Origin of the sequence: Okeania sp. KiyG1, from assembly GCF_014132355.1 — a bacterium.
Classification (GTDB): domain Bacteria; phylum Cyanobacteriota; class Cyanobacteriia; order Cyanobacteriales; family Microcoleaceae; genus Okeania.
The window spans coordinates 1-12,474 of the sequence record NZ_BLZO01000098.1; the positions used below are offsets into that span (position 1 = coordinate 1).

At 36.0% G+C, this 12,474-nt stretch carries 12 protein-coding genes; 10 read left to right on the forward strand and 2 right to left on the reverse strand.

Translation table 11 applies throughout. The features are described 5' to 3' along the window. Positions 1 to 100 precede the first annotated feature (100 nt). The 10 genes from SAGCYANO_RS45475 to SAGCYANO_RS23910 all read left to right on the forward strand — a co-directional run bounded on the left by SAGCYANO_RS45475 (position 101) and on the right by SAGCYANO_RS23910 (position 9,493). A complete protein-coding gene (locus SAGCYANO_RS45475; RefSeq protein ID WP_305081054.1) occupies positions 101 to 1,840 on the forward strand; it encodes an AAA family ATPase in 1,740 nt (579 codons plus the stop codon). Positions 1,841 to 1,884: 44 nt separating this feature from the next. After that, positions 1,885 to 3,504, forward strand: coding sequence for a hypothetical protein (locus SAGCYANO_RS45480; RefSeq protein ID WP_237396610.1), 1,620 nt, complete (start codon positions 1,885 to 1,887; stop codon positions 3,502 to 3,504). 71 nt (positions 3,505 to 3,575) lie between these two features. After that, a complete protein-coding gene (locus tag SAGCYANO_RS45485) occupies positions 3,576 to 4,043 on the forward strand; it encodes a hypothetical protein (RefSeq protein ID WP_237396611.1) in 468 nt (155 codons plus the stop codon). Positions 4,044 to 4,168: 125 nt separating this feature from the next. Then, a complete protein-coding gene (locus tag SAGCYANO_RS47965) occupies positions 4,169 to 5,179 on the forward strand; it encodes a GAF domain-containing protein (protein WP_255502680.1) in 1,011 nt (336 codons plus the stop codon). A gap of 26 nt (positions 5,180 to 5,205) precedes the next feature. Next, the gene (locus SAGCYANO_RS47970) at positions 5,206 to 5,865 is read left to right on the forward strand and encodes an AAA-like domain-containing protein (RefSeq protein WP_255502681.1); all 660 of its coding nucleotides are present in this window, start codon (positions 5,206 to 5,208) and stop codon (positions 5,863 to 5,865) included. Positions 5,866 to 6,055: 190 nt separating this feature from the next. After that, positions 6,056 to 6,232, forward strand: coding sequence for a hypothetical protein (locus tag SAGCYANO_RS23885; protein WP_202222367.1), 177 nt, complete (start codon positions 6,056 to 6,058; stop codon positions 6,230 to 6,232). A 60-nt stretch (positions 6,233 to 6,292) separates the two neighbouring features. After that, entirely contained in the window at positions 6,293 to 6,517 is a 225-nt protein-coding gene (locus tag SAGCYANO_RS23890) for a hypothetical protein (RefSeq protein WP_202222368.1), read from the forward strand. A gap of 638 nt (positions 6,518 to 7,155) precedes the next feature. Beyond that, positions 7,156 to 7,329 carry a hypothetical protein gene (locus SAGCYANO_RS23895; protein WP_202222369.1) on the forward strand — a complete coding sequence of 58 codons (174 nt, stop codon included), beginning with the start codon at positions 7,156 to 7,158 and terminating at the stop codon, positions 7,327 to 7,329. 604 nt (positions 7,330 to 7,933) lie between these two features. Next, a complete protein-coding gene (locus tag SAGCYANO_RS23900) occupies positions 7,934 to 8,974 on the forward strand; it encodes an RNA polymerase sigma factor (protein ID WP_202222370.1) in 1,041 nt (346 codons plus the stop codon). 348 nt (positions 8,975 to 9,322) lie between these two features. Beyond that, positions 9,323 to 9,493: an element excision factor XisI family protein gene (locus SAGCYANO_RS23910; RefSeq protein WP_237396612.1), complete on the forward strand. Its 171-nt coding sequence runs from the start codon at positions 9,323 to 9,325 to the stop codon at positions 9,491 to 9,493. Positions 9,494 to 9,865: 372 nt separating this feature from the next. Here SAGCYANO_RS23910 and SAGCYANO_RS23915 read toward each other — a convergent pair whose 3' ends face one another. Beyond that, on the reverse strand, positions 9,866 to 10,501 hold the full coding sequence (locus SAGCYANO_RS23915) for a hypothetical protein (protein ID WP_202222371.1): 636 nt from the start codon (positions 10,499 to 10,501) through the stop codon (positions 9,866 to 9,868). A 492-nt stretch (positions 10,502 to 10,993) separates the two neighbouring features. Next, complete coding sequence (locus SAGCYANO_RS23920) at positions 10,994 to 12,262, reverse strand: pitrilysin family protein (RefSeq protein WP_202222372.1); 1,269 nt, start codon at positions 12,260 to 12,262, stop codon at positions 10,994 to 10,996. Positions 12,263 to 12,474: the final 212 nt, after the last annotated feature.

Consider the following 12,474-nt stretch of genomic DNA (forward strand, 5'->3'; position numbering starts at 1 on the left):
TAGCCATAGGATAAGCAAAGTGCTAAACTTCACTTGATTGGCTTATCTTATGGCTTATTTATTAAGAGCTTATGAAAATTAACTATCATATCATCAAAAAATCTATGAAAGTCCTAATTCCTTAGTTTATAAAGCTACTTTAAAGGAAAATAATAACCCAATTATTCTCAAAATCCTCAAAGAAAACTACCCAATTCCTTTAGAACTGATTCGCTACAAACAAGAATATGAAATTACTCGTTCTTTAAATGTAGATAGTATTATCAAAGCTTACGATCTACAAAGATATGAGAATAGTTTAGTAATACTCTTAGAAGACTTCGGTGGTCAATCTCTAAAATTACTAATATCTCAATCTCAATTAAACTTAGAAAACTTTCTAACCATCGCCATTAAAACAACAGAAAGTCTAGCAGCAATTCATAAATCTAATATTATCCACAAAGACATTAACCCCTCAAATATTGTCTATAACCCCCAAACAAAACAACTCAAAATCATCGACTTTGGCATTTCTACCCGTTTATCCCAAGAATTTCTCACAGTTGTTCCCCCCAATCAACTAGAAGGAACCTTAGCATATATCGCCCCAGAACAAACAGGTAGAATGAACCGAGGTATAGATTATCGTAGCGATTTTTATTCCCTGGGAGTAACTTTCTATGAACTTTTAACTAATACAGTACCTTTTGAAACAACAGACCCCATGGAGTTAGTTCATTGTCATATTGCCCAACAACCATTACCAGTACATCAACTAATTCCCGACATTCCTCATTCTATCTCTAACATCATCAACAAACTATTAGCAAAAACCCCAGAAGAAAGATATCAAAGCGCTAGGGGAATTAAAGCAGATCTACAAACCTGTCTAGAGCAATTCAATACTTTAGGAGAAATTTCAGACTTTCCTTTAGCAACTCAAGATATTTGTGAGAAATTTCAAATTCCTCAAAAACTCTATGGTAGAGAACAAGAAGTCGAGCAACTATTAACAGCATTCGAGCTAGTAAGTCTGGGAAAAACTGGAATGATTTTGATTTCTGGTTATTCAGGAATTGGTAAATCTGCTTTAGTCAATGAAATTCACAAACCTATTACAAAAAAACGAGGAAAATTTATAAGTGGAAAATTTGACCAGCTCCAGAGAGATATTCCTTATTCAGCAATTTCTCAAGCTTTTCAAGAGTTAATCCGTAAATTGCTCAGTGAACCAGAAACTACTCTGCAAAATTGGAAAAATCAACTATTAGAAGCTCTAGGAAATAACGGTCAAATTATTATTGATGTAATTCCCGAAGTTGAAAAAATTATCGGTAAACAACCACAAATTGAACAATTAGAAGCTACTGAAAGTCAAAATAGATTTAATTTATTCTTTCAAAGATTTTTGAGTGTTTTCTGCAAAAAACAACATCCTTTAGTAATCTTTATTGACGATTTACAATGGGCAGATTTAGCATCTTTGAACTTAATTGAGCAATTAATGTCAGATGATGAAAATCAATATTTTCTTTTAATTGGAGCATATCGAGATAATGAAGTTAGTGCTACCCATCCTCTAATGTATACCTTAGAGAAAATTAAGACTGCACAAGTACCAGTTAATGAAATTACCCTTTATCCATTAAAAATTAATCATATTAATCAATTAATCGCTGATACCCTAAGTTGCTCAACAGAAATTACTAAACCTTTAGCTGAATTAGTTGCCAAAAAAACAGGAGGCAATCCATTTTTCCTGACTCAACTGCTGAGTTCTTTATACCAAGAAAAATTCTTAGTCTTTAACCCCATAAACAACAAGATGATCGACAAAGTTATTGGCAATGGGATATAGAAAAAATTGAAAGAGTTTCTATTACTGATAATGTAGTTGAATTGATGGTGGGTAAAATTGAAAAATTAGATGAAAAAACTCAACAAGTTCTTAAATTAGCAGCTTGTATTGGCAATAAATTTAATTTAGAAATTCTGGCTATCGTTAATAATAAATCTCAAACAGTAACAGCTAATGAATTACAATCTGCTTTAGATGAAGGGTTGATTTTACCGCTAAAAAATAACTATAAAGTTCCTTTACTATGGAATCCAGAAGACTTATCAAATAACCTCTCGCAAAACTATTTTGAATCCTCAAAATATATCCCCTACAAATTTTTACACGACCGAGTACAACAGGCAGCTTATTCTCTGATTCCAGCAGTAGAAAAAAAGCAAGTGCATCTACAAATAGGTCGTCTACTGTTGAAAAATATTGAAGAGGATGAGTTACAGAAGAAGATTTTTGATGTTGTCAATCAACTAAATCAAGGGTCTAGTTTAATTACCGAACAATGGGAAAAAGATGAGTTAGCGAAATTAAATCTTCAGGCAGGTAGAAAAGCAAAAGCTGCAACAGCTTACAAAACAGCATTAGAATATTTAGAGACAGGGAAAAAATTATTAGCAGAAAATAGTTGGGAAGAGCAGTACAAATTTACATTAGAACTTCAAGTAGAAACCTTAGAAGCTTTGTACTTAAATTATCAGTGGGAACAGGTTGAAAAACTATCTACAACTATTCTAGAAAAAGTCAACAATATTCTCGATAGTGTCAAGATTTATGAGTTAGTAATCTTGTCTTACTATGGTCAATATCAGCCGCAAAAATCTATAGATATTGCTTTAAAAGTTTTAGAAAAACTCGGAATAAAACTCTCTCAAGAATTGGTTAGTCAAAGTGCCATAAAAAATAGGATTGAACAACAACAGAAATCTTTAAAGTTTCTATTAAAAGGAAAAAACATTGAAAATTTAGCCAATATGCCGAAAATGACCGATCCCTATAAACTGGCAGCTTTCTCAATAATGCAGTCAGTTGGAACAGCATTAACAACAAGAAATTTTTCTCTGCGGATTGAAACAATCTTAATTCAGCTTAATCTCTGTATTAAATATAATAATCCTCCTGAAGCTGCTACTACTTATAGCTTATATGGAGTACTTCTGTGTGGAATAATCAAAGATATTGATTCTGGATATCGGTTCGGAAAACTTTCCCTCAAATTATTAGAGAAAGATAATATAGATCAATTAGAATCTGTACTTATCAATCAATATTACGGAAATATCTGGCACTGGAAACAGTTGCTGAATGAAAAATTGTCGCGAGAAAAGTTACTAAAGAGTTTACAAAAAGATATCAATCTAGGAAACAATGAACATATTTGTTATCTTGCTATAGCTTATTGCTTTATCGAGTTTTTTGGAGGGTGTAATTTAGAAGACGTTGAACGGGATTATCGAAAATACAGCAAGTTAATCGCAAAAACTCATCAAGAATATTCTATAAATTATATAGAAATCTGCAAAAATATTGTTTTAAATTTAACCACTACAGAGCAACACAAATACTATCTATTAATTGGAAATTCTCAAGATGCAGAAGATAGAGCAATGGAAATATATATTAATCAAAAAACCCATGGTTACTATTTACTTACTACTTTGGCAAAACTTTAATTTTATATCTCTTCAAAGATTACATTCGAGCTTTTAAAAATAGTCAATATGCAGATAGATATGTTGCTGGAATGATCGGATATTTATGTACCCCGCAGCATAATTTTTACTACTCTCTTGCTTGTCTTGCTCATCACAATAATTGCGACATAGAACAGCGAAAACAATTACTAGAACAAGTAGAAAAAAATCAAGAGGATATGAAAATATGGGCTGGTCATTGTCGTGAAAATTTCCAGCACAAATACGATTTAGTAGAAGCAGAAAAAGCCAGAATATTAGGACAAACTTTACAAGCAGAAGAACTGTACGATCGCGCCATTCAAGGAGCAGAAAAATATGAATTTATCCATGAAGAAGCTTTAGCTTACGAACGAGCAGCAGAGTTTTATCTCGCCCTTGACAGAAAGAAAATCGGTCAATTTTACTTAAGAAATGCCCATCATTGTTACATCCGTTGGGGTGCTAAAGCTAAAGTAAAACAGTTAGAATCAGAATATCCTCAGTATTTATTAAGAGTAACAAATAAAAAAAATTAAAAGGTATTAATCCAACCATTTCTACTTCTGGTTCTGATGGAGAAATTCTCGACTTAACAACAGTTATTAAAGCATCTCAAGCAATTTCAGGTGAAATTAATCTGGAAAAACTTTTACACAATTTAATGAAAATTGTGATAGAAAATGCCGGGGCACAAACAGGGTTTTTAATTCTCAATCACGAAGATAGTTGGGTTATTGAAGCTCAAGGAAAAATAGATAGCGATGAAGTGATAATTTTACAATCAATTCCTATAGAATTTGTAGACCCAGAAACATCAATTCCGATTTTACCAACCACGATTATCAATTATGTACTCCGCAGTCAAGAAAATATTGTTCTCAAAGATGCAGCCAACGAAGGACAATTTATTAATGACCCTTATATTATTGCCAAAAAAACTAAATCAATTCTCTGTATTCCATTAATTAATCAAAATCAATTAAGAGGAATTGTTTATTTAGAAAATAATTTAACTACAGACACATTCACAGCAAAAAGAGTCGAACTATTAAAAATATTATCCGCTCAAGCTGCAATTTCCATTGACAATTCCAGACTGTATCAAACCCTAGAACAAAGAGTCGAAGAACGCACAAAAGAACTGTCTCAAACCTTAGAAATTCTCAAAGAAACTCAAGCAGAACTTATCTTTGAAAATGACCTACTAAAAACTGCCGAACCTAGCTCTAGTTTTGATTATCAAGTAGGAGGAAGTTTGCCCATGGATGCTCCTACTTATGTAGTCCGACAAGCAGACCGCACTCTCTATCAAGCCTTAAAAAAAGGTCAGTTTTGTTATATTTTGAACTCCCGACAAATGGGTAAATCTAGTCTCATGGTGAAGATGATGCACCATTTTAACCATGAAGGATATCATTGTGCTGCTATAGATTTAACCCGCATCGCTGATGAAAATGTAACGATAGAACAATGGTATAAAGGATTAGCCGTCGATCTATTGTACAGTTTTGATTTACTAACCACAGTTAATTTAAAAGCTTGGTGGAATGACCGATTAGATATTTCTCCCTTACAAAGATTCGATAGATTTATGCAAGATATTTTATTAGTTGAACTGAATAATAACGAAAGTCAAACTCCCAAAAAGTCTTCATTTTTATTGATGAAATAGATAGTATTTTAGGCTTAAAAATTCCCGTGGATAGCTTTTTTGCCCTAATTCGGTCTTGCTACAATCAACGAATGATCGATCCAAAATCTAGATATCAGCATCTCACCTTTGCCTTGTTTGGGGTAGCAACTCCTTCCCAATTAATGACTGATATTAGGAGAACCCCTTTTAATATCGGTCAAGCAATTGAATTAGAAAGCTTTAAACCACATGAAGCACAACCTTTATTATTTGGAATAGCTGAAAAAGTTAGTAATCCTCAAACTATTCTTCAAGAAATATTAAACTGGACGGGAGGACAACCTTTTTTAACTCAAAAACTATGTCAGTTTATTCGTAATTCAAAAATACCCATTCCTGTTAATGGTGAAACAGAATGGATAGAGAACCTAGTACAAGAAAAAATTCTGACAAATTGGGAAACTCAAGATGAACCAGAACATTTAAGAACTATACGCGATCGCATTCTTTACAGTCCAAACAAAACCAAACTTCTCACAATTTATCAACAATTATGGGAGGAAAAAGAGATAGCAAGCGTAGATATTCCAGAACAAAAAGAATTATGTTTGTCAGGACTAGCAATAAAGCAAAATGGGTCGCTAAAAATTCATAACCGCATTTACGAATTAATTTTTAATCAGCGTTGGATCGAGTGCAACCTGGGTTCAAAAATTAATAATTAACAATTAATAATTAATAATTACCTATTCTTTTAAAGGAGAGGATTTACTCATTCGTTCCTGTTATAATCAACGGAATATTAACCCAAAATATCAGAATTTAACATTTAGATTATTTGGAGTAGCAACCCATCCGACTTAATATCAGATTCCCAAAAAACACCATTTAATATCATGTCCGGTAGCATCGGTATTGTATAGAGAAGGTAAGGAAGAAGGAAGAAGAAAGAAGGAAGAAGGAAGAAGTAGGGGCGTTAACGATAGTTATGCGCAAGCTTTCGGCCGTTCACCCCTACAAGAGAAGGAAAAACCTTATATGGCGCTAGATATTTCCCCAACTTTATACACAAACGATTGCGTTCGGACATGATATAATATTAGTAAAACAATTCAACTAAAAGGCTTTCAACTCCACGAAGCAAAACCTTTATTGCAAGGCTTAACAGAAAAAATTAGTAATCCAGAAATAGTCTTAAAAGAAGTATTAGCTTGGACAAACGGACAACCATTTTTAACCCAAAAAATTTGTAGACTAATACGCAACTATTCCGCAGCTATCCCCACTAATAATGAAGCCAAATGGGTAGAAAAATTAGTGCGAACCAATGTCATAGAAAATTGGGAAATACAAGATCGGCCAGAACATTTAAGGTAAGCATTCAGCTATTAGCAGTCAGCTATCAGCAATAAGACCCTGTGCTTAAGGATGAGGTTTACCGAATAATTAATAATTAAATAATTAAATAATTAAATAATTAAATAGTTCAGGTTTAAAGCCTCCCCTTTCAAGGGGAAAAAAGCGGTCGAGGGATGGCGAGGAAACCTGCGCCATATCCAATCGACCAAGAGAATAAATTTTTTCCTTTTACTCAATCCTCTTCCTTTTAGGGAGAGGTAATTATCAATTATCCATTATCAATTATCAATTATTGAAAGCAGTTTTCATTTCAGTAGACCACAGTAGGGACGCCCTTATGCAACGTCCCTACAAGGTTTTGGTTATGGCGATGTGGTTCATAAATGAGCAAAAGCGCTGTAAATGAATATAGACTTTGGAGTTGACTTTTGTATCAGGTTTTTCGTTTCTCAATTAATAAAGTCTTTATCACTCACTAAAAGCAATAGCTGTTAACGTAGTTCCGACCATAGGAGGCTAGCTGAAGTTCGCAGTTCCGACCATAGGAGGCTAGCTGACGGCTGTTTGCGCAGCAGTCCGCAGGAAATGCTTACCATTTAAGAACGATACGCGATCGCATTATTCATAGTACACAGCCAAGGAATAAACTACTGCAATTGTATAGACAAATATTAGTAGAAGGGCAGGTGATGGCCATTGATAGTCCAGAAGAAAAAGAGTTGTTGTTGTCAGGGTTAGTGGTAAAGGAAGGGAGAGTTATCAAGGTTTATAACCGTATTTATGAATGGGTACTTGATAGTAATTGGGTAGAGATGGCCGAGCTTACTTAGGGGATTAAATTCTACAATTTGGCCGCATCAATAAGGCTTTCGGTAAATTTCCGGGGACGATATAAAGTTTATATAAAGTTGTCTAAAAATCATATAAACTTTATATAAAGTTTTGGGGTTGTATTTTTTTTTTGGTGCAAGTATCGTTGGTAATAACTCAGAGAACAACACTCAAAAGAAGTCAGGACTTACGCACCAACCGCCATATTTAGTAGGGGTGAATGGCATTTGCGTTCCGCAAAGCTGTCGCTAACGCCCCCTACTGATAGCGTATTGTCAATAATTTGCGTAAGTCCTGAGAAGTATGTTCTTTGTGCAACTGGTTGGTCTTGGCAGCTATAATAATTGCCTTCCCCATCATATTGAGTGGATACAATAATTTTATAGCAAATCACCTTAGATATTGACCAAAATAAATGCTCTAACTCAGTCAGGGATTATTTTTCACTTTTGACTAGGGCAAAGTTGGTATTAAAAATAATTATCTTTATTTATCAAAAAATCTACTTAAGCAGTTGATATTGACATCACGGTAGCTATCCGATCGTGTTGCAGCAAAATTAAAACACTTAAAACACTTTAAATACCCCAAATTAATTAATCTATGGTACATCTCAAAGCCAAGGAAAAAGGGAAATTAACAGACCAGAACCCTGGTGGTAAAACAACTGAAGAGGGAGGAAGTATGGCTATGTTAGCGACCTTGACTCCCTCTCCCGTGGCAGTAGCTCCAGGAAAAGGCAGAAATCCTCAGAAATTGGAGAAAGAGGATATAGAAAACCAGTTTTGGCAGGTATGGTGCGAGCATCGAGACCGACTTTATCGTTGCTGTCTGAGATTGATGAACTCTAACCAGACAGATGCGGAGGATGCTCTGAGTGAGGCCATGCTGAAAGCATTAGAACTGGTGCAGAAGTTCGCGGGGAAAATTACTAATTTGCCAGCTTGGTTGACAACCCTGACTCGCAATTTATGTCTCGATCTCATCCGCAAACGTTCTCGGGGTGCTGTGGGTGTTGATGATATAGAGTGGGTTGGTGATAGTGGAGAAATGGGAGTTGCTTCGGCGGTGGATTTGCCGGAGCAGGTTTTGGAGAGGGATGAGAGGTCAGTAGTTATTCGACGGGCGATCGCTTCTTTGCCCGAATTGATGCGGGAAACTTTTATTTTACATTTTTATCAAGAGCTTTCTTATCAGGAAATAGTCGAGCAGCAAGGGATTTCAATAGATTGTGTTTACAAGCGCATCTCCCAAGCACGGAAAAAGTTGAAGCCGATGTTGAGGAGTTATTTTATTGACATGGATGGGTCAGTGTTGGGCACGGAGAGGGAATTAGGCGAAAGCAATGAGTCGTGCGAGAAACAGGAAGATTTGGCAAAGGTGTCGGTGCAGGAGATATCGGCAACTCCTGGGGTGTCTGGGGAAGAGCAGAAGAAGGAGGAGTCGGAAGTTATGAGTGCGGATATTGCCCCTGAAAATACCCAGGGGTTGGAGACTATGACGGTATTGGTATCGGAAGAGTGTGTTGAGGTGGATGGGGAAGGAGAAGGTGTTGAGGCAGAAAAAATAATGGTGGTAGAGAGTTCAGAAAAGAGTAACCCAACAGTCAAATTAAGTAGGATGTCAAAAAAAACAGACACCTAAATTAAAGAAAAACAAAAGGACAAAAAAAGACAATCAAAGAAATAGGAAAGGTAATAATGGCAGTGTTGCTAGCAATAACGATTAGTCTAGCAGCCATACCTACTCAGAGTGCGTCTGCTGAAGTTGGAGTTGATGTAAGTATTGATGTAAATCAGACGATAGATCAGATTCTCGGCCTGTTTAAGTTTGAAGGAGAGCGGTATGTAGTTGTAATCAACAAGACAGATGATCTGCTATACAGATCGGGAGCATACAATGACTCAGTGAACTGGCCAGCGGGAGACGTGCCAGCACTGACAGCAAATCAAACGTTAATACAAGGAACGCAACCAGCAGATACACATTCATTTGCAAATTATAGATAATAAAATCTGGATACAAAGAGATGGAATAGAGGAAGGTATTGCTACGGACTTAATGGAAGCTGGCATTCCTAAAGAGCAAATTGTCCTGGGTTTAAAGCGGAACATATTCGCCCTTATACCGAATTTGCAGTCAAATAGTATTCCATCTTACTAATGTGGAGCGATATAGCTGCCGCTAGGCTCCGAATGGCGCCAATCATTCACACAATTTGTTAGGTTAAGCGCTAGCGCAACCCAACAAATATTCCTAATGTCAGTACTTTGGTAAGCATTCAGCTAGCTCGCATTTCCGTTTGTCATGCTCCGCAAACAGCAATCAGATGCATGAACTTATGCAAGCAAGAACTAAGGTTAGGTTATAGCCAATTTCATTAATGAATTTTAATTCTCCTTGGTGGATAATTCCCCTCTAGTATGATAATGAGTTAATAACAAATAGCTGATAACGTAGTTCCGACCTTATGAGGCTAACTGATGGCTGACTGCTGTTAGCTCCGCATTCCGCAGGAAATGCTTACGTACTTTGCTAGTCAACTAAAGCATGAATCAGAATATCTGTGAGAGATTTTTGCTTAATTTCATACCAAAACTTCGTGTCAACAATATCACACTTTGCACCAGCGTTGACGAGATGATCGTCTAAGAAAGTCAAACATTCTGTTGTTGCTGGATCTTCACCAATTTGTAAAAAACTAATTCCTAATTCATAACTATTTTCTGTACCTGGAATCAGGTCAATTTTTTCAGTAGCATTAATAATTAAATTTACCAAAGCTTCTTGTTCATCAGAAATTTTATCTACTAATACTAAAATAATATCCCCATTTGTAGTTTGCTTTGCATCTCGGCGTTGAAAATAGTCATCAATAGCATCTTCTAGACTACTTACTACATCTATTATTTCTGGAGGATTTTTTAGTTGAAATAGTTGAGCTAATTTTACAACTTCTGTATTTGTATGCTTGAGAAAAGGACTAGAAGCAAGATAAACAGTGATTCCATCATCATCTAATGTTTGACAATGCTTGGCTAAATCAATAATTTTTATTTGTGCTGCAATCCAATCTTCATAGTACAGATTAGAAATAGACCAGCTTTCAAAACTTCGAGCAAAAATAAATGTGTAGTCTCGATTTTTTAGTAATGAAAGATTATCAGACATAGACTTTTACCTAGAATTTTAGTTGGGAGCAATATTGTTTTTTGTACTTATAATCAAAATAGTAACAACTTAAATAAGTATATGTCTATTAAATTAATATGAAATTATATCATGTTCGGATAAAAGCGTGATAAAAAAACTGGCGTTGCTGAATTGAAGTACGAATGCGCGATTGTTTGGTTCTCGCCTTCGCCCCCGCGCATCCCCCGTTCAACAAAAAGCGCAGCAACATCTGGCTTCCCCCGATCCTGCGGGGGACGGGAGGGGATCAAGGGGGACTTTTAGAGTTTTATTCCCCCCAAAATTGGCTTGCTCGGGGGGCCAAATCATACCCAGAATCAGCAACGCCAAAAAACTTTCTCCTTTTCCTTCTCTTTCTTATTTCTTCCCTCCTGACTTCCCCTCCCCTCCTGGGAGGGGCTAGGAGTGGGTTGGGAGGGGTTAGGGGTGGGTTGTCTCCTACCCTCACCCATAAGACTTTTTCAGCAAATCCTAAATAGGTATTAATACTGTGACTGCATAGCGATTTGGAGATAAATATTTTTCAGCTAAATTGAGTAATTCTTTTGGTTGAAATGCTGCTATTTTTTCTGGATAAGCGATCGCTAACTCTGGATTTGCTATAGTAAAATAATAACCATAAAGACCTGCTAACTGTCCTGGACTTTCAATGGAAAACACATAGTCATTACATAATAAACGCTTACACCTAGCTAATTCTACCTCTGAAATTTCTTGAGTCAATAACTCATAAAGGCGATCGCCAATTCGTGCCTCTACTTCTGGAATATCTTTCGGTTCTAACATAGCACTAATTGTAAATAAACTTGAGTCTTGCTGCAAAGAGAAACTGCTAACAATTCCTTGCACTAAACCTAAATCTTCGCGCAATTCTCTAACTAACCTAGAACTTCTACCATCAGCTAATAATATTGAAAGCAAGTCTAATCCATAAGCATCATCTAGCTGTTCGACTCCAGGTCCCATCCAAGCCATCATTAGACGACCTTGTTCTAATCTTGGCAAACATATTTCCTGGCGACGAACTTCAGTTATTAACGGTTCTGCTGCTATTTCAACTCGCGGACAATGAGAACATTTTTCCGCAAAACTTTCAAAAGCTGCACTAACTAATTCTATTACCTGGGTTTGCTCTACTCCCCCAATAACCACCACTGCCATATTCTCTGGTTGATAGTGATAATTGTGAAAACAACGCATTTCATCAACCTCTCGCTCTCTCAGAAGTTCTGCTGTCCCCATAACTGAACGTCGGTAGGGATGATATTTGTAAACATTCTCCATCAATGCTTGAAAACCTACCGAGTCAACACAGTCCTCTGATTGACGAATTTCTTCTAATACCACTTCCCGCTCTCTAGCAAATTCTGATTCTGGTATGGAAGCACGCAATAATATTTCTGCCAATGGATGTACCACTTCTTCTACATATTGGGCAGCAGTTGTAATAAAAAAATGAGCATAGTCGTGACTTGTAGCCGCATTTGCTAGTCCGCCACGATTTTCAATTATTTGATCAAAGATACCAGGACCTAATGTTTCTGTTCCCTTAAAAATCATGTGTTCTAGGAAGTGAGCCATACCTGACCATTTATCCGGTTCCTCCCTAGCACCTGCTCTTACCCACACATCTATAACCACTGCTGGAGTAGCTGAAATATATTGATGAATAATTGTTAGACCATTATCCAGCTTGAAAACATTAGCTGGAAAATCAGGAGTAGAAGTTCGTACAGACAATTCTTTTAATAATTAAATTTGGGCTGAAATTTTATATGTATTAAATTTTGATATCATATAACTTTTTATACAAAAGTTTGTAACATTTAATACAATTGAATCCGTTAATTAATTCCTAGTTTCTCCTAATATCATGTCCGGATGATTAGTGATAAAAAAAACGGCGTTGGTAATTTGAGGTATGATACCATGTCCGGATAAGAGCGCGATAG